Source organism: Pseudoalteromonas sp. S2893 (assembly GCF_005887105.1).
Classification (GTDB): domain Bacteria; phylum Pseudomonadota; class Gammaproteobacteria; order Enterobacterales; family Alteromonadaceae; genus Pseudoalteromonas; species Pseudoalteromonas atlantica.
This window is the reverse complement of the sequence record NZ_PNCY01000019.1, coordinates 1-21,561: the sequence shown is the minus strand read 5'-3', so window position 1 is coordinate 21,561 and position 21,561 is coordinate 1. Positions and strand designations below refer to the sequence as shown.

The 21,561-nt window shown below is 40.5% G+C and carries 24 protein-coding genes and 1 pseudogene; 12 read left to right on the top strand and 13 right to left on the bottom strand.

The annotated features are described in order from the left end of the window. The first annotated feature begins 251 nt into the window (after nucleotides 1-251). The 5 genes from CWC04_RS11715 to yegD all read left to right on the top strand — a co-directional run bounded on the left by CWC04_RS11715 (nucleotide 252) and on the right by yegD (nucleotide 5,934). Complete coding sequence (locus CWC04_RS11715; RefSeq protein WP_138685505.1) at nucleotides 252-2,516, top strand: TonB-dependent receptor; 2,265 nt, start codon at nucleotides 252-254, stop codon at nucleotides 2,514-2,516. A gap of 106 nt (nucleotides 2,517-2,622) precedes the next feature. Further along, the gene (locus CWC04_RS11710; RefSeq protein ID WP_126006300.1) at nucleotides 2,623-2,922 is read left to right on the top strand and encodes a hypothetical protein; all 300 of its coding nucleotides are present in this window, start codon (nucleotides 2,623-2,625) and stop codon (nucleotides 2,920-2,922) included. Between the two features lie 53 nt (nucleotides 2,923-2,975). Further along, nucleotides 2,976-3,632 (top strand): HAD family hydrolase, encoded by a 657-nt coding sequence (locus tag CWC04_RS11705; protein ID WP_138685504.1) that lies wholly within the window; start codon nucleotides 2,976-2,978, stop codon nucleotides 3,630-3,632. 33 nt (nucleotides 3,633-3,665) lie between these two features. Then, nucleotides 3,666-4,508: a DNA ligase gene (locus CWC04_RS11700; protein ID WP_138685503.1), complete on the top strand. Its 843-nt coding sequence runs from the start codon at nucleotides 3,666-3,668 to the stop codon at nucleotides 4,506-4,508. Nucleotides 4,509-4,569: 61 nt separating this feature from the next. Then, a complete protein-coding gene (gene yegD / locus CWC04_RS11695) occupies nucleotides 4,570-5,934 on the top strand; it encodes a molecular chaperone (protein ID WP_126006306.1) in 1,365 nt (454 codons plus the stop codon). An 11-nt stretch (nucleotides 5,935-5,945) separates the two neighbouring features. On the opposite strand, the gene CWC04_RS11690 is transcribed toward yegD, so the two are convergent. Genes CWC04_RS11690 through CWC04_RS11680 form a run of 3 tightly spaced genes read right to left on the bottom strand, consistent with a single transcriptional unit; the run spans nucleotide 5,946 to nucleotide 8,302 of the window. Then, entirely contained in the window at nucleotides 5,946-6,410 is a 465-nt protein-coding gene (locus tag CWC04_RS11690; RefSeq protein WP_004587385.1) for a methylglyoxal synthase, read from the bottom strand. A 60-nt stretch (nucleotides 6,411-6,470) separates the two neighbouring features. Beyond that, nucleotides 6,471-7,112 (bottom strand): LysE family translocator, encoded by a 642-nt coding sequence (locus tag CWC04_RS11685; protein WP_138685502.1) that lies wholly within the window; start codon nucleotides 7,110-7,112, stop codon nucleotides 6,471-6,473. Continuing rightward, nucleotides 7,109-8,302, bottom strand: a complete 1,194-nt coding sequence (locus tag CWC04_RS11680) for a multidrug effflux MFS transporter (RefSeq protein WP_055252998.1) — start codon at nucleotides 8,300-8,302, stop codon at nucleotides 7,109-7,111. The genes CWC04_RS11685 and CWC04_RS11680 overlap by 4 nt, the downstream gene beginning before the upstream one ends. A gap of 183 nt (nucleotides 8,303-8,485) precedes the next feature. Between CWC04_RS11680 and CWC04_RS11675 the strand changes: the two genes are divergently transcribed. Next, a complete protein-coding gene (locus CWC04_RS11675) occupies nucleotides 8,486-8,959 on the top strand; it encodes a hotdog fold domain-containing protein (protein ID WP_029773430.1) in 474 nt (157 codons plus the stop codon). A gap of 7 nt (nucleotides 8,960-8,966) precedes the next feature. Here CWC04_RS11675 and CWC04_RS11670 read toward each other — a convergent pair whose 3' ends face one another. The 3 genes from CWC04_RS11670 to CWC04_RS11660 form a co-directional block, all read right to left on the bottom strand. After that, on the bottom strand, nucleotides 8,967-9,458 hold the full coding sequence (locus tag CWC04_RS11670) for a bactofilin family protein (RefSeq protein WP_004587381.1): 492 nt from the start codon (nucleotides 9,456-9,458) through the stop codon (nucleotides 8,967-8,969). Further along, complete coding sequence (locus CWC04_RS11665) at nucleotides 9,448-10,611, bottom strand: M23 family metallopeptidase (RefSeq protein WP_138685501.1); 1,164 nt, start codon at nucleotides 10,609-10,611, stop codon at nucleotides 9,448-9,450. Before CWC04_RS11665 ends, CWC04_RS11670 begins: the two co-directional genes overlap by 11 nt. Before the next feature lie 138 nt (nucleotides 10,612-10,749). Next, nucleotides 10,750-11,064: a YebG family protein gene (locus CWC04_RS11660; protein ID WP_055253001.1), complete on the bottom strand. Its 315-nt coding sequence runs from the start codon at nucleotides 11,062-11,064 to the stop codon at nucleotides 10,750-10,752. Nucleotides 11,065-11,409: 345 nt separating this feature from the next. On the opposite strand from CWC04_RS11660, the gene CWC04_RS11655 reads away from it, so the two are divergent. After that, nucleotides 11,410-11,706, top strand: coding sequence for a ComEA family DNA-binding protein (locus CWC04_RS11655; protein WP_004587378.1), 297 nt, complete (start codon nucleotides 11,410-11,412; stop codon nucleotides 11,704-11,706). An 11-nt stretch (nucleotides 11,707-11,717) separates the two neighbouring features. Here CWC04_RS11655 and CWC04_RS11650 read toward each other — a convergent pair whose 3' ends face one another. Next, the gene (locus CWC04_RS11650; RefSeq protein WP_004587377.1) at nucleotides 11,718-12,020 is read right to left on the bottom strand and encodes a DUF6170 family protein; all 303 of its coding nucleotides are present in this window, start codon (nucleotides 12,018-12,020) and stop codon (nucleotides 11,718-11,720) included. 1 nt (nucleotide 12,021) lies between these two features. After that, a complete protein-coding gene (gene dsbB, locus CWC04_RS11645) occupies nucleotides 12,022-12,540 on the bottom strand; it encodes a disulfide bond formation protein DsbB (RefSeq protein WP_004587376.1) in 519 nt (172 codons plus the stop codon). Between the two features lie 521 nt (nucleotides 12,541-13,061). Here dsbB and fadR point away from each other — a divergent pair. Beyond that, a complete protein-coding gene (gene fadR / locus CWC04_RS11640; protein ID WP_004587375.1) occupies nucleotides 13,062-13,775 on the top strand; it encodes a fatty acid metabolism transcriptional regulator FadR in 714 nt (237 codons plus the stop codon). A gap of 235 nt (nucleotides 13,776-14,010) precedes the next feature. Then, the gene (locus CWC04_RS11635; RefSeq protein ID WP_004587374.1) at nucleotides 14,011-14,616 is read left to right on the top strand and encodes a peroxiredoxin; all 606 of its coding nucleotides are present in this window, start codon (nucleotides 14,011-14,013) and stop codon (nucleotides 14,614-14,616) included. Nucleotides 14,617-14,703: 87 nt separating this feature from the next. Here CWC04_RS11635 and CWC04_RS11630 read toward each other — a convergent pair. Together CWC04_RS11630 and smpB are read right to left on the bottom strand one after the other, a co-directional pair. Continuing rightward, nucleotides 14,704-17,295, bottom strand: a pseudogene (locus CWC04_RS11630) (TonB-dependent receptor). Nucleotides 17,296-17,673: 378 nt separating this feature from the next. Further along, complete coding sequence (gene smpB / locus CWC04_RS11625; protein WP_004587371.1) at nucleotides 17,674-18,153, bottom strand: SsrA-binding protein SmpB; 480 nt, start codon at nucleotides 18,151-18,153, stop codon at nucleotides 17,674-17,676. 145 nt (nucleotides 18,154-18,298) lie between these two features. On the opposite strand from smpB, the gene CWC04_RS11620 reads away from it, so the two are divergent. Both CWC04_RS11620 and CWC04_RS11615 read left to right on the top strand, forming a co-directional pair. Next, nucleotides 18,299-18,736, top strand: coding sequence for a type II toxin-antitoxin system RatA family toxin (locus tag CWC04_RS11620; protein WP_055253005.1), 438 nt, complete (start codon nucleotides 18,299-18,301; stop codon nucleotides 18,734-18,736). Continuing rightward, nucleotides 18,736-19,053 carry an RnfH family protein gene (locus CWC04_RS11615; RefSeq protein ID WP_029773434.1) on the top strand — a complete coding sequence of 106 codons (318 nt, stop codon included), beginning with the start codon at nucleotides 18,736-18,738 and terminating at the stop codon, nucleotides 19,051-19,053. Before CWC04_RS11620 ends, CWC04_RS11615 begins: the two co-directional genes overlap by 1 nt. 64 nt (nucleotides 19,054-19,117) lie before the next feature. Here CWC04_RS11615 and CWC04_RS11610 read toward each other — a convergent pair whose 3' ends face one another. Then, complete coding sequence (locus CWC04_RS11610) at nucleotides 19,118-19,477, bottom strand: outer membrane protein assembly factor BamE (protein ID WP_138685500.1); 360 nt, start codon at nucleotides 19,475-19,477, stop codon at nucleotides 19,118-19,120. A gap of 107 nt (nucleotides 19,478-19,584) precedes the next feature. On the opposite strand from CWC04_RS11610, the gene CWC04_RS11605 reads away from it, so the two are divergent. Next, nucleotides 19,585-19,899: a GIY-YIG nuclease family protein gene (locus CWC04_RS11605; RefSeq protein ID WP_004587367.1), complete on the top strand. Its 315-nt coding sequence runs from the start codon at nucleotides 19,585-19,587 to the stop codon at nucleotides 19,897-19,899. On the opposite strand, the gene CWC04_RS11600 is transcribed toward CWC04_RS11605, so the two are convergent. Together CWC04_RS11600 and CWC04_RS11595 are read right to left on the bottom strand one after the other, a co-directional pair. Next, nucleotides 19,885-21,063, bottom strand: a complete 1,179-nt coding sequence (locus tag CWC04_RS11600) for a tetratricopeptide repeat protein (RefSeq protein WP_138685499.1) — start codon at nucleotides 21,061-21,063, stop codon at nucleotides 19,885-19,887. The two genes, CWC04_RS11605 and CWC04_RS11600, sit on opposite strands and share 15 nt — an antisense overlap. Nucleotides 21,064-21,142: 79 nt before the next feature. Continuing rightward, the coding region (locus CWC04_RS11595) for a methyl-accepting chemotaxis protein (RefSeq protein ID WP_249326137.1) at nucleotides 21,143-21,561 on the bottom strand (419 nt) is incomplete at its 5' end.

Sequence of the window (21,561 nt, the reverse complement as noted above, 5' to 3'; positions counted from 1 at the left end):
ATAAGCTATAAAATGAGGTTAAATGTTGCAAAAAAGTTTACTTTTTTGTACATATTTATGCAGTAAATTTGTAATACGATGGTATAATCTTCATCGTTCGTTCAGCCTCATTACTCCGTTTTTGTACTCTCGGTGATGAGGTCCGCGCGCCATAAAGCTAGACGCGAAAAATTGTACGAGCCCGCAATGAATACATTGCGCAACACAAAAAACCGTTGAACAAGAGTGCATACAAAAGGTTTATACCCGACATGAAAGCAATCAAAAAAACTGCAATAGCGACCATAATTAATGCTGCTTTATTATCTGCAGCTGGTACCTCTGTTTCTACTCTTGCTGCTGAAGAAGAAACTGTAAAAAAAAATAACCAATTAGAAGTTATTCAAGTTACTGCTCGTAAACGTGTAGAAAATGCACAAGAAGTGCCTGTTGCTGTATCTGCATTACAAGGTGATAACCTTGATGCTTATAGTTCTGCTGGTATGGATATTCGCTTTATGAGTGCGAAAATCCCAAGTCTTTCAATCGAATCATCGTTTGGACGTTCTTTCCCTCGTTTTTATGTTCGTGGTTTGGGTAATACCGATTTCGATCTTAATGCTTCACAACCTGTTTCATTAGTTGTTGATGAAGTGGTTCAAGAAAATGCCATTTTAAAAGGCTTTCCAGTATTTGATGTTGAGCGTGTAGAAGTACTACGTGGTCCACAAGGTACTTTGTTTGGCCGTAATACGCCGGCTGGCCTAGTTAAATTTGATACTGTTAAACCAAGCCAAGAATTTGAAGGTTACGGTGCTGTTTCTTACGGTAGCCGTGGCGCTGTAGATACAGAAGGCGCTGTAGGTGGTGCATTAACTGACCGTTTATCTGCACGTGTTTCTTTGCTATGGCAAGATAAAGATGATTACATCGACAACCAAGCGCCTGGCTTTGAAGCGAAAGACGAGCAGGGCGGCTACACAGAAAAAGCAGCGCGTATTCAGTTTTTATACGAAGGCGATGACTTTACTGCTCTTCTAAACTACCACACGCGTGACCTAGACGGCTCACCAATTGCGTTTCGTGCAAACGTTATTGAATCAGGCTCAAACGATTTAGTAGACAACTACGAGCATGATGTTGTTTATCAAGATGCCGCTGTACGCAATACCCAGCAAGTTGAATCTGAAGGCGCAAGCTTAAAGCTTGAGTGGGATATTAGCGATGAATACACGCTAACCTCTATTTCAGGTTGGGAAAGTGCAGAAATATACTCACGTGCAGATATTGACGGCGGTTACGGTGCTTCTTATATCCCTGATTACATGGGTCCAGGTTTTATTCCGTTTTCTTCAGAAAGTGCGGATGGTATTCCAGAGCAAGATCAGTTAACGCAAGAGCTTCGCCTTGCTAGTAACTTCAGCGGTGACTTAAACTACCAAGTTGGTCTTTTTTACTTTGATGAAGAGCTTACAATCGAAAACTTTAGTTACGATACGTTCTCTTCACCTGCTGGCGCTTTAAACGGTTATGTTCAGCAACAACAAGACACGACAGCATGGGCTATTTTCGGCTCAGTAGATTACATCTTCTCAGATAAGTTAAAAGTAACAGCGGGTCTTCGTTACTCTGATGACGAAAAAGATTTTGTTGCAGACCGTACAATTAGCCCAATTGGCGGTGGTGCTTTATACGTAGAGCGTAGTGTAAGTGACAGCCACGTAAGCTGGGATTTATCTGCAAACTACAAAGTTAATGACGATGTAAACTGGTACAGCCGTGTAGCAAACACGTTCCGTGCGCCTAGCTTACAAGGTCGTATTTTATTTGGTGATGACGTAACAACGGCTGAGTCAGAAACCGTTACTTCATTCGAAACCGGTATTAAATCAGACGTTCTTGATGGCCAAGGCCGTGTAAATGCAACGGTATTTTACTACACAATGGACGACCAACAGCTTACTGCGGTAGGTGGTGGTGCTAACTTTAACCGCCTAGTTAACGCTGATAAAACAACAGGCTACGGTTTTGAGCTAGATACAGAATGGGTATTAAGCGATGAGTTTAATGCAACATTTAACTTAAGCTACAACAAGACTGAAATTAAAGATGATGAGTTAGCTGTAGCGGTATGTGCTCAATGTATCGTGAATGACCCTATTAATGATGCTGGTTTAGCTGTGCTAGATGGCAATAGCTTACCGCATGCTCCTGAGTGGATCTCTAACTTTACCCTTCGTTACAACAAAGAGCTTGAAGATGGTAACTTCTTTGCGCTAGGTGATATTTCTTACCGTAGCGAAATTAACATGTTCCTATACGATTCAGTAGAATTTGAAGGTAAAGCATTAACAGAAGTAGGTTTACGTGCAGGCTACGAGTGGGCTGAAGGTGACTACGAGTACCAAGTATCTGCATTTGTTCGTAACTTATTTGATGAGCAACAAGCAATTGGTGCGGTAGACTTCAATAACAATACGGGTATTGTTAATGAAGAGCGCTACATTGGTGCTGAATTTAAAGTTAACTTCTTCTAAAGATAACCTTAAATTTTATTAATTTTTAAAAGCCTGCCTAGTGCAGGCTTTTATGTTTTTATAAAGCTGGTAAAGTAGCGTTAATTAACTTTAATGAGATAGAAAAATGGCTGGATTTTGGAACTACCGTGTAATTTTTTGTGAAGCAACGAAAGATGAAGCAGCGCAATACCAAATACACGAAGTAGAATATAACTTAAATGGCAAAGTAACTAATTGGTCAGAAACAGGCGCAGCACCTTTTGGTACAACGCTAGATGAGTTAGCAGCTGATGCCGATCGTTTAAAAACGGCGCTAGAAAAACCAATACTTAAGGTTGTGCGCAAAGCCCGAGGCTACGAACTGGTTGATGTTGAAACCGGTGAGGAAGCATTTGCTGAGCCACCTGCTGGCTTAACAGCATAATATTATAAAGGCGCCTAGGCGCCTTTTTTAACGTTAAAATTTAAGGAATGAGGATGAGCTTAAACGCAGTATTGTTTGATATGGATGGCACGCTAGTTGACTCTGAAAGCATGCACTTTGAGTGTTGGAGTCAGCTGCTTGCACCCTACAATGTAAGTTATAACGAAGTGGAGTTTTGTCAGCGCTTTTCAGGGCGCCCAACGTTAGAAGCAGCAATTGATATTAAAAATGAGCATAATTTAGACGTCAGCGCACAGTTTTTAGCAGATGAAAAATATCGATTATTTGGTGAATACGTAAAAACTAATTTACCGCCTGTTATGCCTTTTACTGAGCAAACCTTACACGCTGTTAAAAACAGTGGGCTAAAAATGGCGTTAGTTACCGGTAGTGCTCGCAGCGAAGCTATGCCTATTTTAAAAGGGCTAGGTTTTTATGAGTTATTTGATACTGTAGTGACAAAAGACGATGTAACAAATCCAAAGCCAGCAGGCGATCCTTACCTTTTAGCGCTTGAGCACATACATGTAGACCCAGAGCATGCAATTGCTGTTGAAGACACCTTTACGGGCGTTTGTGCTGCAACTAATGCACAGGTTAGAGTCGTTGCGATTGCAAATCATCATACAATTGACCATGACTTTAGTAAGGCGACGTACAAAATGGCTGACCTAGGTGAGTTTTGGCAGTGGGTCGAATCTCAACTATAGTTAAAGCCTTATTTTATTTGCAGGGATGCAGTAATGGCTCAGCTAAAGTACTTACTTTTCATTGTCAGCTTAATTGGCTCATCGCTTGTTTTTCCGGCGCAGCCTCAGGTGTTATTGGCAAAAGTATATGATGAAGCTAAACATGGCAATATTAGTGAATACCTCGTTAGTGAAAAATTTGATGGTGTAAGAGCAATATGGACGGGCGATAAATTTATTACCCGTAAAGGAAATGCGATTAACGCCCCGAATTGGTTTACGGCGCCATTACCAAATGTTTGGTTAGATGGGGAGCTGTGGATAGCACGCACTCAATTTTCTTTGGTCAGTGGGATTGTAAGAACCAAACGCCCCAGTAATTCAGATTGGCACGCTATACGCTATCAAATATTTGATATGCCAGACTCAACCCTTCCTTTTAGTGCGCGTTATAAAAACTACCAAGCCTTGGTAAAACAAATCAATAAGCAGCATATAACTGCAGTTAAGCAACACCGCTTTACTAGCACAGCCCAATTAACAGCGTACTTTGAAGATTTAACTAAGCAAGGGGCTGAAGGGGTGATGCTGCATTTAGCCAATGCTAAATATAAAAGCGGGCGCAGCAATACATTATTAAAGTTAAAGCCCTATCTTGATGCTGAAGCGGTTGTGATTGCACATTTACCGGGTAAAGGAAAATACACCGGTATGTTAGGTGCATTAAAAGTAAAAACACCCCATGGGCAAATATTTAAAATAGGCACGGGCTTTAGTAACAAACAGCGCCAAACACCGCCGGCTATAGGCAGCACGGTAACGTATCGGTACCATGGGTTAACAAAACATGGCTTACCACGTTTTGCGAGCTTTTTAAGGGTGAGGGAGGGTCATTAGCGTTTATAATTTTGGCAAAGTATGCTAAATTGCGCGGCCTTTTTCTAATGTATGGTGAAGTATGTTTGTAGGTTTTGATTACGGTAGTTCTAATTGTGCCATGGGTGTTATGGAGCAAGAGGAAGTACAGTTAGTGCCACTTGAGCAAGGAAAACATTATTTACCTTCTACTCTTTATACACACCACAGCGCATTAGTTGTCGACTTTGTGGCAAAGCATGTAAAAGGCACAGCCCACGAGCATGACTTTTTAACGCAGCGCCAAGCTTTATTAAATACACTCCCGCGTATTAAGTCAGATCTTGATTTACAACCTACAGATGAAACGCTTTTTATTGGCCGTGAAGCCATTAGTGAATATGTGCAGTTTCCTGAAGAAGGCTACTTTGTAAAATCTCCTAAATCGTTTTTTGGTGCCACAGGCTTAAAGCAAGGGCAAATTAATTTTTTTGAAGATATTGCTACCGCAATGATTTTAAAAATAAAGCAACGCGCAGAGTTTTCACTTAAAACCCCCCTTACGCAAACGGTTATTGGTCGTCCAGTTAACTTTCAGGCCGTTGGCGGTGAGCAGTCAAATCAGCAAGCTGTAGGTATTTTAGAGCGCGCAGCTAAGCGTGCGGGCTTTAAAGACGTTGAGTTTTTATACGAACCGCTTGCAGCAGGGATTGATTACGAAAGTAGTTTAGTGGAAGACCAAAAAGTGCTGGTTATTGATATTGGCGGTGGTACCAGCGATTGCTCGTTTGTACAAATGGGGCCAAGCTTTAGAGGCAACAGTGAGCGCGATAATGACTTTTTAGCCCACAGCGGTAAGCGAGTTGGCGGGAATGACTTAGATATAGCGCTTAGTTTTCATGGTTTAATGCCATTGCTTGGTTTAGGCAGTACCTTTAAATCGGGCCTACCTTTACCAAACCAACCTTTTTGGCAAGCCTGTAAAATTAATGATGTAAATTTACAAAGTCAGTTTTATAGTGAAAGCCACTATCGAGAACTCACTGCCCAATTACGCGATGTCAGTGCACCTGCGCTTTTCAAACGCTTAATTCATTTACAGCAAAATAAACAGGGCCATCAGTTAGTACAGCAAGGTGAGGCGGCTAAAATAGCGCTTTCATCGGCAGATGCTTTTGATTGCGATCTTCGCTTTTTAGATAATGACCTTAGTAAAAACCTATCGGTAAGCGATTTAGCGGTTGCAGTAGAAAGTAGCATTAGCCAAATAGTAACGTTAGCAAAACAAGCAATTACCGATGCAGGAACCACCCCAGACGTTATTTATTTAACAGGGGGGAGTGCGCAGTCACCACTTATTAAAGCCGCGTTAAGTGAGCATTTAGGTGATATTAAAATGCTGAATGGCGATCACTTTGGTAGTGTAACGGCTGGCCTAACAAAATGGGCCAGCATGCTTTATAAGTAGCTTAAAAGGCTTTAAAGACTAATTTGTCGGGTTGCGAGGTATTTTTCGTAATCTGGCAAAGTACGTTCAAGCTCAGTGTCCATTAAGGGCGAGCTTAATAACATGTCGGCGCTGACTTCATTACAGGCCACAGGAATATTCCAAACAGCAGCTAAACGCAGTAATGCTTTAACATCAGGGTCGTGTGGTTGCGATGCCAACGGATCCCAAAAAAACACCAATACATGAATTTCGTGCTCGGCAATTTTAGCTCCTAGCTGTTGATCGCCCCCCATAGGGCCACTTAATAGCTGAATAACCTCTAGCCCGGTGGTTTTTTCGATTAAATGGCCTGTGGTGCCAGTACCGTATAAGGTGTGTCTGCTTAAGGCTTCTTTGTGTTTTTCGCACCATAATTTAAGCGCGGCTTTTTTACCATCATGCGCAACTAAGGCAATATTTTTATTAGCGGGTAGCGATTGTTTTTTTTGTTCCATGCTGCATCTTATTTTGTTGAGTAACCAAGGTTTTGGTTAAGTAATACCAATTTAGTGTAATTAGTATAATAAATTAATGGCCAGTGCAATAAATACCATGCCAGTCACTCGGTCTATCCAAAGTTGGCTATGTGGGTATTTTTTGAAAAATTGCGCTATTTTGTCGCCAAAATAAATATACGTACAGTCAATTGGGAAAGCAAAAATAGGGTAGAGCAGACCAAAAAAAGCTAATTGAAACGTTGCCGATGATAAGCTTGGGTCTACAAACTGAGGGATAAAAGCAATAAAAAATAACGCGACTTTAGGGTTTAATACCTCGGTCATCATGGCTTGAAACATGACATTTGGCTTTTTACTGGTGCTTACATGAGGCTTATCATCACTAGCGCAATCCACGGTATTTGGCTGCGAAAAAGTGCTTTTAATCATCACAAGCCCTAAATAGCACAAATAAGCCGCGCCTAAGTACTGTACTGCACTATAAGCGGTGGGCGAGGCTTTTAATACCGCGCTTAATCCAATAACAGCAAAAAATGTGTGTATTACTCCACCTAAAGCAAAGCCAAATGCGCTTTGCATACCTGCCGCTCTGCCATTGGCAAATGTTTGCGCCATTAAAAATGCGTTTGATGGCCCAGGGGCCACCGCCATTAAAAAGCTCGCTAGTAAAAAGGATGCTAAAAAATCAGGGTTGATCATGTATTAACCGGGTGCAATGTATGGGCTTTTTTACTCATTAAAATTAGCCAAAGTGGTGCCAGTAACAATAAATGAAAAGCAATTAGCCAAGGTGTGCTAAGGCCTAAATATTGCGTTAAAAACACAAGCACACTAGCGCCACTCATTTGCATAGCACCAATTAAGGCAGAGGCTGTACCGGCTTGTTTTGGAAAGCGCGATAACGCCATACCAGCCGCAGAGCCTAAGCTCAGGGCAAAACCAAGTGCAGCAATTAAAATAGGTAGCATAAGCGCAATGGCCGATTCTATATGGCTAAGTGCAATCATTAATATGCCAGAGGCTACCAATACTGTAACTCCAACGCGCAGGGCTTTTTGGCTATTACGTTTAATATAAATGGGCGTAATAAAGCTGGCTACAATACTTAATACGGCATTGAGCGTAAACCAAAAAGTAAAGTCGGCAACGGTGCCCCCTAAGTGCGTAATGATCCACCCAGGTGCCAAGGTGACATACACAAGAATCGCCGACATGGCGACCATACACAGTAAGCTATTAAATAAAAATATCGGTGTTTTTAATATTGGCACAAAGCGGCGTAAGTCCAATATATGCCCTTGGTAGTGACTATCAGCAGGGCGGGTTTCTCTAAATAAGGTGAGCGTAATGACTAGGCCCGCTAACGCAAACAAGGTTAAAAACATAAAGTTCATGCGCCAGCCAAATTGCACGGTAAGCCAAGCACCTAAAATAGGCGCAAGCGCAGGAATAAAACACACAATTCCATTTAAATAGGTAATCATTTGCCCGCTGCGTTCGCTGCCGTATTTATCACGTACAATGGCAAAAGCAACAACAAACGTAGCACATGCACCTAACCCTTGCAGAGCGCGTGCAAACATTAATACAGCAAAAGAGGGTGCCATGTAGGCAAGTAAGGCTGAGCCTGCATACAAACTAACACCTACAACCGCTACCGGCTTTCGGCCAAACTTATCTGCTAATGGCCCTGCAATTAATTGCCCTAAACCCACAGTAAGCATAAAAATAGCCACTGTTTGCTGAACCTGTTGTTCGGTTACGTTAAATTGCGTGGCAATAGTTGGAAAAGCGGGAAGATAAATATCAATTGCCATAGGGCAAAATATTACGAGTAACGCTAAGATGAGTAATAAAATTAAGTTAGGTTTAGCGGGCTGTGTTTGCATTAGGTCTCCTTTTGCTGGCTATTTTAGGTGCCCGCATATAAAAAAGAAAGGGCTTATGAGTGAGCCACGCTTTATTGTGATAAATATTTCATGACATTAGGATTAACAGCGCGGTGAATTGCGCTTTTTTTAACTGGTCTGATGTGTTAGTTTGAATTTATAAACACAAAATGGGAAATAACAATGAGTAATAAATCAGCCCTTTTAAAAACCTGGCTTAAATTTAAACGCTTACCTTTTGGCAATTGGTTGTTTAGCAAAGCGGTATGCATAAAAGCCCCGTATTTTGGCTCAATGAAACCTTACGTACTCGATTTAAGAGAAGGGCACTGTAGCGCTGTCGTAAAAAACCGCCGTAGTGTGCATAACCATATTGGGACTATTCATGCTATTGCACAATGTAACTTAGCTGAGCTGTGTGCTGGTGTAATGGTAGATGCCACCGTGCCTTATAAAACGCATCGCTGGATCCCAAAAGGAATGACGGTACACTATTTAGCAAAGGTTGATACCGATGTAACTGCTATTGCAGAAATCGACTTGCCTCGCCAATGGGTAGATAAAGAAGATTTAGTGGTGCCAGTTAAGCTTTACAATACCCGCAATGAACTGGTGTTCACTGCAGATATTACGATGTACATAACCGAGAAAAAGTAATGAGCGCTTAATTAGATTTGGCTTTATCAGCGGCTTGCTTATTAACAAACGACAAGTCGCTATCAGCATCATCAAGCAAAGTTTTTACTTCTTTAGCCGGCTTTAAATCTTCGCTAATAAGTTCCGGTTCTTCTTTTTCAAAGCGCTGTTTTAAGCTGCCTTCAATAATGGCTCCCGCATCAATACTTAGTGTATCGTGAAAAACATCGCCATGTACGTGAGCGCTGCTTTGAATATTCACTTCACTTGCGTTTAGTGAGCCAATAATTTTACCTTTTACAATGACACTTTTAGCTTCAACCACACCTTCAACAATGCCGGTAGAGCCAATTACCAGGTGCTCTGCCTTTATATCGCCATCAATTCGGCCATCTAGCTGCACTTCGCCTTGGCTGGTAAGTGTGCCAGTTAAGCGCACATCTTCAGAAATAATAGAAGGGGTATGATTTACTCTTTTTAACGTAGTTTGACTACTTGGTTGCTTTTTTTTACCGAACACGAGAAAGCGCCTTTGTTATTTTTAGAGGATTGACATGTTTGCCATCGAGTAACACTTCATAGTGTAAGTGGGTACTGGTACTTCTGCCAGTACTGCCCATTAATCCAATTACCTCATTTTTAGCAATTGTTTGGCCTTTTTTCACTTTAATTTTATTTAAGTGGCCAAAACGGGTGACCAAGCCATTTTTGTGCTCTAGCTCGATAAAGTTACCATAGCCGCCATTTTTACCTGCGCGCAATACACGTGCATCAGCAGGGGCAAAAATTTCGGTTTTATGCCAGCCGGCTAAATCAACACCTTTGTGAAAAGCGCGGCGGTTGTTCATCGGATCTTTACGTAACCCAAAGTTGCTCGAAATATAGTATTTAGCCGCAGGCAAGGGCAGTGAGTTAGGCAGCTCTGTTAAAAAGTTTTCAAGGTTGTTAAGTAATAATAGCTTATCAACAATGGCTAAAAACTGCCCTGGTATTTTAGTTTCATCAAATACATCTAACGGGCCACCTTGCGCAGTGGTTTGTGCGCCCAGTGCTAAATGTTGTTCAAGGGCTGACTCTAAGCCTGCGCCTTTTAACATCGCTAAAATTGCATCATGGCGTTTATTAATTTGCGCATCAATAAGCGCAAAATTATGCTCGTAGTATTTATTTAAGCGCTCATAACGTGCGGCAAAAGTGATTGGCGTTAGAAGGCTGGCGTGTTTGTTTTTCGGCTCTTCATCTACAAGTGGTTCATGAAACTCGCCTTTGTCTTGATTAACAGGCGATTCAAGTTGTTCTTCTAGTTTTATTGTCTCTTTACTAATAGATGCGGGGAGGGATTCAATCATACCTTGCAAAAGTGCCTGCTTTTGCTCTAGTACAGCAAGTTGTTCTAATTGCTTAGCGTGCAGTGCTTTTTGTTCTTGGACCTGTTTTTGCCACACTTGTTGTTTGTCAATTTGGCTTTGTTCTATGTCGGTAATTTTATTTGTTTGGCTATAAACACGAAAACTAGAAATACCGACCCAAGTAATAGTGCCTAAAATAAGCAGTACTGTAAAAAGCTGAAACCAAGGCGCCAAAACAACATGCTTAACTTCGCCATTTTGACGAATAAGCAACTGACGGGCTGGGAAAAATTTTTGGTAAAAAGACTTAATAAATACTGACATGGCACATAAACACTCGCTATTAACCGGATTAATGTATCAATTTCAGTTTAAAAAGCCAGAAAAAATTTGTAACTGTTCAAAAATTAATAAAAAAGGGCTGCTATTTAGTAGCAGCCCTTTATTTAAAATAGTCACAAATTAGCTAGCTTGTTGCTCGTCGTTATCTTTTATTGATGCTACGTTGTCGGCTTTTTTAGCTTTAGCTGTACTTTTTGTTGTGGGCTCTTTTGCGCCTTTTAACACCGCCATAAAGTCATCTTTACTCTTTGCAATTTCAAGCGCAAGCGATTCAACCTGTTGCTCGCTCAGTGGCACATCTACTTTTTCCAGCATTACTTCAAGCGATTCTGCTATATCGAGCATTTTGTCATAGGCATCCGCTTCTTTTTTAGTAGTAAACGTCATTCGCTCAACTCCGTTTCGTTCTACAACATATTTAACAACAACAGCCATGATCTCTCCTGCTTGATTGCGTGGTAATGTGGTTACTGACCCGTAGGTCACTGTTTTTATATACAGTAAATGTTTGTGTGTAAAATTGCAAGTATTCGGTGCATTTTTAGCTTGTCATCAATTTGACAAAAAAGCGTAACTTTACTTTAGTTAAGCAATCACTTGTTGTACCAGCTGCATTTTAGGTTTTCGGATTTAGGTGATTATGCACTGGAAATAATGTAAGTGATGCGCGTTGCTCCTTATTTAACATTATTTCCTCAAATAAAAATTAAGCACATGTTTAAAGCCAAATTAGCCGTTTAACTATAACGCTTTGGTATAAACAAAAATAAGGAATGACAAATGAAAAATCTATTAACGCTACTTATTATTAGCTTTTTAAGCTTTAGCGCGTTTACCCACGCTAACCCTGTTGAAGATAAGCCTATGGTTGAAATGCCGCAAGCGCCGGTTATTAATATTAATAGTGCCGATTCAGAAATGCTGGCCAAGTTGCCTGGTATTGGTAAGAAAAAAGCGCAGGCTATTGTTGATTACAGGGTTGAAAATGGCGAATTTGCCCAGCTGAGCGATTTAGCTAACGTAAAAGGAATAGGTAAAAAGCTTGTAGCTAAACTAGAAGGAAAAGTGTCTTTATAATAGGCAGGGCGCTAAGCGCCCTGTGAATACTGCTCAAGTGCTTTGGCTAAATATTTTTTAGCGAAGTTTATTTCAATCGGGGTTGTTAAAAGCGGGTAACATAGGCCACCTAAAATTAAAAAGGGAATGAGTTCCCACCCTTTAAAAACAGTAAATAATAAAAACAATGGGCTGAGCAATATCAGCTTTACTATTCTTAATAACACTCTATCGGTGGCAGGTAGCATGCTTAGCGCAATAGCAACAACGGCTTGTCGCTGCCTCACTTTAAGGTGCTTTAGTTCAGGCAGCTGACTGGTAAAAAACGTAAACATATTAAATAGTCTTTTTAGTAAGTAAGCGAGTGGTAACAATTACAAAAAGCGTGATAGTAAATAACGCAAATAGTATTTCCATCCATGCTGGCATACTTAATCCCGCAAATTGCCAATCGATATTACCGCAATCCCCTGTGGCTTGAAAAAAGCTTGGGATCCATTCATGCAATGGCATAAATGAAGGAAAGTTTGGCTCAAACTCACAGCTAAACGCAAAGGGATCGGTGGTTGTTTGCATTTCAATGTGCTCACGTGCAATAAAGTAACCCCACACACTTGATACACCCCACACTAAATAAGCGATAGCGCGTACTAATTTACTTTGTGGTTTAGTTGCGCCAATAATGCCTGCCCCTAATAAGCCTAATACCGCAGTTCGCTGGTAAATACACATAATGCATGGAGCAAGTCCCATCTGGTATTGAAAAAACAGTGCGGTGACTTCTAATAAAAATACAATGCCTGTAAATAGTAGCCATGGAGTACGTTGAGTAGGGAGTTGTGCTAGCCAGTTCATAAAAAATCCGCATTGAAATAAGACGTTGAATTATGTACTAGGATAAAGTAACGAGCAACAAAAAGGGTAAAAAAGCTACCGAAGTCGCTTTTTTTAAGATGAAATTAATAAGCGGTTATGGCCAATCCTATTTAGGGAAAGGTTAAGCTTAATTTGCTAAGTGAACATGTAATATAAGATTGGTTCGCTAAAAAGGCTTGTTTAAACGTTACAGTTAACAGGCTCTGCTGTATGCGACTTTTGAATGTGCTTGTTGCCGCACACGGGAATTATTGTAGTAATGCAATGGTTAAGCAAAAACAGCAATAGCATTAATGTACCTACTATGAATAGGGTTAATTTATTTAGCTAATTAGGCCTAATTTAAGCATGTTGAATTTTATTATTTACTATTGCGAAATTTTCAGCGGTTGGTTGGCACTTATATCCACGAGTTTACTTGTTAGTTATATTTCATCTGGTACAATCTGTCAGTTATTCGTATAAAACGATGAGTTGTGATTAATTCGAGTGGGAATTGAATGAGAATTTTTAAAGCTAAAAGCCCAGCAGGATTTGCTGAAGAGTATATAGTTGAATCTATCTGGAACGGCGATTTCCCTCCAGGTTCAATTCTACCTGCAGAGCGTGAGCTTTCTGAGTTAATTGGTGTAACCAGAACAACCTTACGTGAAGTACTGCAACGTTTAGCACGCGATGGCTGGCTAACTATTCAGCACGGCAAGCCAACCAGAGTGAATAATTTTTGGGAAACATCGGGTTTAAACATACTCGAAACGCTGGCGCGCTTAGATGAAGACAAAATGCCAGAGCTGACCGATCAGTTATTATCTGCACGTACTAATATTAGTGCTATTTATACCCGTGCAGCGATAAAGCTTAACCCTGAGCGTGTTATTGAGATTTTATCAAAAAGCGATGAACTTGAAGACACTGCGCAAGCTTTTGCAGATTACGATTACAAAGTACACCACGAATTAGCTGTCGCTGGTAATAACCGCATTTACGTACTTATACTTAACGGTTTTAGAGGGTTTTACTTTAAAATTGGTTGTCATTATTTCTCAGACGCAGGCACTCGCCAGTTAGCACGTCAATTTTATAAAGACCTAACAGTATTGGCTGAAAACCGTGAGCATGATGGCGCGATTTCAATGATGCGTAAGTTTGGCCATCAAACCGGTGAAATCTGGCAAAATATTAAAGGCGATATGCCTTCCGATATCATGGATTAGCCCATTTTTAAAACCTGCAAATGCAGGTTTTTTTATAGGCGTAATAAAGTTTTAATATCTGTTCGGTATTTTCGATTGTGCACATCGCTAAATACGATTGTTCTTTTTTCCTTATTAAATTTAAAATGCCACGTAATTATGTGTTGGCGCTATTGTTTTTTAATTTTTAGCGCCCATATAAGTATCAGCATTGCGTATGCAATCGACAACAAACTCAAAATATTTGGAGAATAAAATGGGTGTATTAGTAGGCCGCCAGGCACCAGACTTTACCGCTGCAGCTGTACTAGGTAATGGTGAAATTGTAGATAGCTATAACCTTCATGAAACAATTAAAGGTAAAAAAGCAGTAATCTTCTTTTACCCACTAGATTTCACGTTTGTATGTCCTTCAGAACTTATCGCATTTGATAAGCGTTATGAAGAATTCCAAAAGCGTGGCGTAGAAGTAATTGGTGTTTCTATCGATTCACAATTCTCACACAACGCATGGCGTAACACTGCTGTAGCAGACGGCGGTATTGGTAAAGTTCAATACGCACTAGTTGCAGACGTTAAGCACGAAATTTGTAAAGCATACGACGTTGAGCACCCTGAAGCGGGCGTTGCATTTCGTGGCTCTTTCCTAATCGATGAAGAAGGTAACGTACGTCACCAAGTAGTGAACGACTTACCACTTGGTCGTAACATCGACGAAATGATCCGCATGGTTGACGCGCTAGCATTTCACAGCGAAAACGGCGAAGTATGTCCTGCTGGTTGGGAAGAAGGTAAAAAAGGTATGGACGCAAGCCCTGAAGGTGTTGCTAAGTTCCTATCTGAAAACGAAGGCGAGCTATAATTTAGCCCCTACGTTTTAATAAAAAAACCGCCAAATGGCGGTTTTTTTGTTTTTAGCATAGCCCATTTAATAATGGGCTATATTAAATTAAAACGAGAAGGTTACTTTAGTGTAGAAGTAACGACCACGTGGGTTGTGTACACCCGATGCATACCCGTAAAGGTCGGCATCGCCATCACCAATGGCAAATGGTGGCTCTTCGTCGAATACGTTATTTACACCAAGCGACACTTTAGTTGCATCACTTACACGGTAAGATGTTTGTAAATCTACCAATGCTTGCGAGTCAACCATACGCGATGTATTGCTATCAAAGTCTAAATTACCGTCAAAGTCTATATCTGGGGTATCTTCAAACTCGCCTACGTAGCTAATATTTACGTTGGTATTAAATTGGCCAATTTCCCAGTTAGTAGAGAAAATCCAGCGGTGCTCTGGGTAATTGTATTCACCCGTGTAATCGCGGCCGTCTTTTTCAAACTTGTTTTGGTACGCCCATTCTAAGTTAAATTTAAGTAAGCCTAAATCATCCAGCGAATGGTTGTAATTTGCTGATAAATCAACACCTGACACTTCTTGCGAAGAGACGTTTTCAAAGGTGCTGTATATTTTTTGAATGGTGCCTAAGCTATTACCACCACTAGGTGCTAAGCGTACACACACTGTGCTATCTTGGTTATTACACTCAGAGTTATAAATTGGGCCAAATTCTTGTTCATCAATTTTATTATCTTGGGTAATACTCCACACATCTACGCTTAAACCAAACTCAGCAGAAGGTGCCCAAATAAAGCCAACGTTCCATGATTCTGACTCTTCTGCTTCTAAGTCAGGGTTACCAGCGAATTCAATGTTGTAATCTAGCGCGTCACAATCAAGGCCAGTTGCTTCACAGCGATAAGTATCTACAAAAAACTGACTTTCTTGTGATGGACCTTAACCTACTTGTGCAAGCGATGGCGCTCTAAACCCTTGTGCCCACGAACCACGAATGGTTATTTCGTCGGTAGGTGCCCAGCGTAAAGCGACTTTAGGGTTTGTTGTATTACCAAAGTCACTGTAATCATCGTAACGTCCAGCGAGTTGTAGCTCTAGGTTTTCAGCAAGTGGGATTGAAAATTCCACATAGGCTGCGTATTGGTCGCGCTCTGCTGCAGCAGACACAGACTCAGTACCAAAAATTAAACCGCGCTGAAATTGGTCATCCGGTGTATCGGTTACATCTTCTTCACGGTATTCAATACCCGCGGCCATCATAACCACATCATCACCAAAGCTAAATGCTTCACCAGAGATGTTAGCGTCGAATGAGGTCATATGAGACTCACCGCGGCGAACTAAGCTTGTGGTAATTCTGTCAATAACTTCTGGGCTGTTATAGGTGCCACCAAATGGGTTGTAGTTACCGGCATCAATTTCTTGTTGTAAAAAGTCGGTGCGAACCCAACCTTGCGAGCGATCGCCTGTTTGAAGTGATTTACTACGGCCTTTTTGAACCGCAGCTTCCCAGCTCCATTCGTTGATTTCGCCTCTTAGGCCAGCTACAAAGCGAAGCGTGTCTGATTCAATATCCCATTGGCGAGCGCCCGCATCAACCGTACGGTAACGGCCAATTTGAATATCTTCACCAAACGGGTTGTTAGGGTGGCTAGCGGGTACTGTTAAACCTGCATCTTCATCAAGTGGAGTAGGGGCACCGGCTGCAACTGAGGTATTATGCTGCACTGCCATTTCTAAAAAGCCGGTAATACCATTATCAAAATTGTATTCAAATTGAGAAATAGCACCTACGCGCTCAGACTCAGGGGCGATGTAGCCAAATGGGCCGTAATCAAATAAACAGCTGCCGCTTGATGTGGCGTTTTCTGCAGGACAATCTGGATCAATTGTTTTTACACCATCAACATAAAAGTAGCCTGGAAAGCCACGTGAAGAGCGAAAGTCTTCGCCGCCATAAGGTGATTGGTTAGCGGTGCCTAAGCTGCCCATTTCATCTGACGAAAGCGAGGTGTTTTTAAAGTAATCAATAATAATTGAGGCGCTGCTTTTTTCGCTAGTTGTACCCCATACTAAACTTGCTGTTGTTTCTTCGTAATTTGGGCCATCGGTACCACCGTAGCCTAAGTTTAGTTCAACGCCATCTATGTCTTTTTTCAAAATAACGTTGACTACGCCCGCTACTGCATCAGAGCCATAAATTGCTGATGCGCCATCTTTTAAAATATCAATGCGCTCAATCGCCGATACCGGAATACTATTAATATCGACAAATGAGTTTGTAATACCTTCGGCAAAGGCACTAATAGCCACACGGCGGCCGTTGATTAGCACCAATGTAGCATCAGCACCTAAACCACGTAGGCTGACCGCGGCAGATCCATTTGCAGTTGAATCTTGGTTGTTGCCGCGTGTTGAGAAAGTACCGCTGCCTGCCACAGGCATTCTTTCGAGGAGTTGTTGAAGGTTATCGTAACCCATGTTTTCGATATCTGCTCTGCCAATAGATTGTACTGGCGAAGGCCCTTCGATATCGGTGCGTTTTATGCGCGAACCTGTTACTTCAATGCGTTCTACTTTTTTTGCTTCTTCAGCAGCATAAGCTGTTGTTGTAAATCCTGCTGAAAGTGCGATTGTAGCACCTGCAATTATGCTAGGTGTAAATGCAATTGATTGCTTCATCCTTAAGTCCTTGTTGATATGTTATAAATTTAGTTGCTTAACAAGCGCTGACATTAATATCATGTAACTTAAGTGTTATCAATCTACACCCTTTGCGATTTTAGTATGAGTTTTTGTAGAGTATTGAGGGAAAAATATTCAATAATAGAAACAACGAAAAAGGATAGACAAGGCTAAATTACTCGCTTTGTACCATAAAATTTGCGCACTAAAATGGGCAGGCATCTAAAGAAATTAAAAAAATAAATAAAGTGTAATAATTTATTTATATCACGCACAGGGATGAATTAAATAAAGCTGAGGGTAATTTGATCAGGTTGTTTTAAATTTAACCGGTGAGAAATTAAAAAAAACGCCTAAATAAATTAGGCGTTGTGTTTATACTTTATGTTTCATGAGGCGTTCTTTCTCACGCGACCAATCTTTATTTTTGCCGTCTTCACGCTTGTCATGCATTTTTTTACCTTTTGCTAAGTGAAATTCAAGTTTCACCCAACATTTTTTCCAATACATGGCAGTGGCAACAAGTGAGTAGCCATCTCGTTCAGTGGCACCGACTAATCTATCAAGCTCTTTGCGGCTTAATAACAGTTTACGGTATCGCATTGGATCGCAAATAACATGAGTCGAGGCGCTATTTAAAGGCTGAATTTGACTGCCTAATAAAAAAGCTTCGCCATTTTTAAGATGAATATAAGTTTCTGAGATGTTTACCTTACCAGCTCGGATACTTTTTACTTCCCAGCCCTGTAGTTCAACACCTGCTTCAAACTTGTCGTGTAAAAAATACTCATGACGCGCTTTTTTGTTAAGCGCGATGGTATTACTGTTCGATTTTGATGATTTGTTCTTAGCCATAGTGCCCTATAATATACGTATTAAGAGATGTTTTACATCGATTTTTTATATGTGCCTTTAAAATAATCTGGTGAACTTAAGACCATGAAAATTTGGGGAAACGCGCAAAGCTTGCTAAAATTCGCCCACACAGTTGGGAGTGAGTATGCCACAAATAGAAAAAAGTGCGCTGGTTATGTACAGCACTAAAGAGATGTTTGACCTAGTTAATGATGTAGAAGCTTATCCGCAGTTTTTACCTAATTGCTCAGACTCTAAAATCGTTTCGCAGCACAATAATAACATGACCGCGAGTTTAGAAATATCCAAGGCGGGTATAAAAAAGTGGTTTACCACTGAAAACACCTTTATTGACGAGCAAACCGTGCAATTAAGGCTGGTTGATGGCCCATTTAAAACTCTTAAAGGGCGTTGGCATTTTCAAGCGTTAGATAAAAAAGCCTGTAAAGTTGAGCTTAAGCTTGAATTTGAATTCTCTAGCAAGCTTATAGAATTGGCGTTTGGTAAAATATTTAATGATGTAGCTAAAAATATGGTTAGTGCATTCACGCAACGTGCAAAAGATGTATACGGAGCAAGATAATGATTAGCGTTGAGATAGTTTTTGCATTACCGACTAAAGCAACCACATTAACAGTGGAAGTAGCGCAAGGAACCACAGCCGAACAAGCTGTTATTCAATCGGGGATCATTGAAAAGTGCCCTGAAATAGACCCAACTGCGCTTACTTTAGGTGTATGGAATAGAACAGTAAAAGCGCATTACGAATTAAAAGATGGCGACAGAATAGAAATTTACCGTCCACTAATTGCAGACCCTAAAGATGCTCGAAGAAAGCGGGCTGAAAAAGCAAAAGAGGAAGGTCGAGCAAATAAAGTTACCGGTGGGCGTCCTTTATAAAGGTTATTAATGTAGTAAATAAAAAAGGTGAGCCATGCTCACCTTTTTTTAATAACTAAAGCGTTTACTGCTCTAGCGGAGTATCAAAGTTTTCTGGTCGATCATAATCACCCGAAACAGCAACTAGTTGATCATTTTCAAATTTAACCAGCAACTCTTTATGCTGCTCATTATCGCGGCCTTTGTTAAAGCTGTACACATAACGCCAGGTACTATTATCAAACGCATCTTCTGCTATTGGACGACCTAATACATAAATAACTTGCTCTCGTGTCATGTTTACACGAAGCTTATCTACATCTGATTGCTCTAAAAAGTTACCCTGTGGGATATTGATTCTATATACCCAGCTAGAACAACCTGCTAAAGAGCTGAATGTGAGAGCAACGATAAGCCAAAGAGAAAAAGTTTTTAACGACTGCATTGTTAGTTGTGATCCTTATTTTTTATAATCTGCATGATACCGATTAGTCACTGAAGGTAAAACCCTTTTAAGAAATTGTTTTTAGTTACGAGGGTTAGGGTAAAGTTTTGACCACAAACACACAAAAAAGTTTAAGTATAAATATAAGCAAAGCACACAAAGTACCCTCAACGTGGTATTTGTATATAGTGCAAACGCGTCTAGGCCACTGGTATACAGGTATAACAACCAATGTTGATAAGCGCTTAGCCACGCATCAAGCGGGTAAAGGCGCAAAAAACTTAAAAGGCAAAGGCCCTTTAGTTTTAATTCATCAACAAAAGGTGGGCTCAAAAAGCGAAGCCAGCAAGTTAGAGTGGCAAATTAAAAAATTAAGTAGGGCCCAAAAAGAGCACTACGTACAACAGCTAATGACTAAGTGAAGCTGTGGCATTTTTTAATGCTTTTAATTTATTATGATAGCGGGCTTTGTCATAGTTAAACTCGGCGTTTATACCTGCTAAACGCAAATAATGTGTTGCCTGCTTTATATTGCCGATAAAATAATATGCTCGCGCAAGGCCAAAGTGGCTTTCGTGTAACTTAGCGTCAATTTTATAAGTGCTTTTAAAATGCTTAATCGCTTGAGAGTAATTTTTAAGTACCAGTTCACTATTACCCAATGATATATGGTAATACGGGTTAGCTTGGCGCTTTTTATTGAGCTGTTTTAGCATTTGCTGACCTTGTTTAGCGCGGTTACTTAAGGTGTACAGCACAGCGAGATTACCTATGGCAGTATGGTTATTTTTATCAAGCAATAATGCATAGTTATATGCCTGTTCAGCTTCTTTTAAATAATTAAGCTGCCTAAATACAATGCCTAAATTCCCCCAGCCACCACTGTATAATGGGGCGGCTTCAACGGCGGCACTAAAGTAGCTATAAGCTAAATTATAATTTTTATTTACTAAAGCTTGAGCGCCTTTATTGTTATAAAACATAGCCGTAACAAACTCTTTGCTTATTGGGCTGGTTTTAAAGCGTTGTTTTCTTATATTCGGGTCGAAGTCTATGGTTAACTGTTTATCACGTTGATAAACCATTGTGGCTGGTATTGTTTGCATAAGCGCATTGTCAATTGATAAATTAATATGCCCTGTCAGTAAATTAACCCCTTTATTCATTGCCCAATATTCAGGAATATGGACCTTTTGAAAGCGCGCTTTTATACCTAAATAATCGGCTAAGCTATACGCTAATATCGATAACGACAGGCAATTAGCATTTAAATTAGCGTAGGTTTGCGATGCACTCAATGTGGCACCACTTTGATAGGTTAATGAGTTATCGCCGTTTTTTAATAAAAAACTTAAAATACTGTTCGCTAAGTAATGCGCGCTGCGCTTACTGGTTAAGTGGGCATCAAGTTGGGAAGTGATTGTTTTGTCGAGCTTAAATATCTCTTGCTTGGTTTCAACGTTAATACGGTTAAATGTTGGATGGTTTGCAAGGGCTAGCGGTGGAGGTTCACGCACCGTGGTGTTACATGCGCTTAAATATAAGCAACTACTTAGTAATAATGCGTTAAAACAAGATATGTTCATAAACCACCTCCAACATATTACATCTATAAGTGTAGATGCAATATGCGTAGGTGGTTTATTAAAGTGTTACAAAAGGTGTTTAGTGGTGTTTTTCAAAGGTGGCTACGAGTGCATCAAGGGTTTGAGCGCTATTTGCTAAATCGCGAATTGCTTGCTCGGTGTTTATTTGCTCATTCATAGCACGGTCACTAATTTCACTTATTTGCTCAATATTACGTCCTACATCAGCAACCACGTTACTTTGCTGCTCAGTTGCGGTGGCAATTAAGGTAGCCATGTCGTTTATTTGATTTGCTGTTTCGCTTATCGCATCAAGTAATTCAACAGAGCTTTGCATTGCGCCTACGCTTTGTTGGGCTTTTTGCTTAGATTGACTAATATCGTTTACTACATCTTCAGAAATAGTGGTTAGCTCTTCAATCATTGACTGAATTTCGGTGGTTGATTGCGAGGTACGATTAGCAAGCGCGCGTACTTCATCGGCCACCACTGCAAAGC

What these genes read in the sequence shown, in the direction of transcription:
- CWC04_RS11635 (WP_004587374.1), top strand. Translation starts at nt 14,011, where the DNA reads ATGGGTGTATTAGTAGGCCGCCAGGCACCAGACTTTACCGCTGCAGCT.
- CWC04_RS11680 (WP_055252998.1), bottom strand. Translation starts at nt 8,302, where the DNA reads ATGCAAACACAGCCCGCTAAACCTAACTTAATTTTATTACTCATCTTA.
- CWC04_RS11660 (WP_055253001.1), bottom strand. Translation starts at nt 11,064, where the DNA reads ATGGCTGTTGTTGTTAAATATGTTGTAGAACGAAACGGAGTTGAGCGA.
- smpB (WP_004587371.1), bottom strand. Translation starts at nt 18,153, where the DNA reads ATGGCTAAGAACAAATCATCAAAATCGAACAGTAATACCATCGCGCTT.
- CWC04_RS11600 (WP_138685499.1), bottom strand. Translation starts at nt 21,063, where the DNA reads ATGAACATATCTTGTTTTAACGCATTATTACTAAGTAGTTGCTTATAT.
- CWC04_RS11705 (WP_138685504.1), top strand. Translation starts at nt 2,976, where the DNA reads ATGAGCTTAAACGCAGTATTGTTTGATATGGATGGCACGCTAGTTGAC.
- CWC04_RS11675 (WP_029773430.1), top strand. Translation starts at nt 8,486, where the DNA reads ATGAGTAATAAATCAGCCCTTTTAAAAACCTGGCTTAAATTTAAACGC.
- CWC04_RS11665 (WP_138685501.1), bottom strand. Translation starts at nt 10,611, where the DNA reads ATGTCAGTATTTATTAAGTCTTTTTACCAAAAATTTTTCCCAGCCCGT.
- CWC04_RS11615 (WP_029773434.1), top strand. Translation starts at nt 18,736, where the DNA reads ATGATTAGCGTTGAGATAGTTTTTGCATTACCGACTAAAGCAACCACA.
- CWC04_RS11685 (WP_138685502.1), bottom strand. Translation starts at nt 7,112, where the DNA reads ATGATCAACCCTGATTTTTTAGCATCCTTTTTACTAGCGAGCTTTTTA.
- CWC04_RS11690 (WP_004587385.1), bottom strand. Translation starts at nt 6,410, where the DNA reads ATGGAACAAAAAAAACAATCGCTACCCGCTAATAAAAATATTGCCTTA.
- dsbB (WP_004587376.1), bottom strand. Translation starts at nt 12,540, where the DNA reads ATGAACTGGCTAGCACAACTCCCTACTCAACGTACTCCATGGCTACTA.
- CWC04_RS11700 (WP_138685503.1), top strand. Translation starts at nt 3,666, where the DNA reads ATGGCTCAGCTAAAGTACTTACTTTTCATTGTCAGCTTAATTGGCTCA.
- CWC04_RS11655 (WP_004587378.1), top strand. Translation starts at nt 11,410, where the DNA reads ATGAAAAATCTATTAACGCTACTTATTATTAGCTTTTTAAGCTTTAGC.
- CWC04_RS11715 (WP_138685505.1), top strand. Translation starts at nt 252, where the DNA reads ATGAAAGCAATCAAAAAAACTGCAATAGCGACCATAATTAATGCTGCT.
- yegD (WP_126006306.1), top strand. Translation starts at nt 4,570, where the DNA reads ATGTTTGTAGGTTTTGATTACGGTAGTTCTAATTGTGCCATGGGTGTT.
- CWC04_RS11620 (WP_055253005.1), top strand. Translation starts at nt 18,299, where the DNA reads ATGCCACAAATAGAAAAAAGTGCGCTGGTTATGTACAGCACTAAAGAG.
- CWC04_RS11650 (WP_004587377.1), bottom strand. Translation starts at nt 12,020, where the DNA reads ATGTTTACGTTTTTTACCAGTCAGCTGCCTGAACTAAAGCACCTTAAA.
- fadR (WP_004587375.1), top strand. Translation starts at nt 13,062, where the DNA reads ATGAGAATTTTTAAAGCTAAAAGCCCAGCAGGATTTGCTGAAGAGTAT.
- CWC04_RS11610 (WP_138685500.1), bottom strand. Translation starts at nt 19,477, where the DNA reads ATGCAGTCGTTAAAAACTTTTTCTCTTTGGCTTATCGTTGCTCTCACA.
- CWC04_RS11710 (WP_126006300.1), top strand. Translation starts at nt 2,623, where the DNA reads ATGGCTGGATTTTGGAACTACCGTGTAATTTTTTGTGAAGCAACGAAA.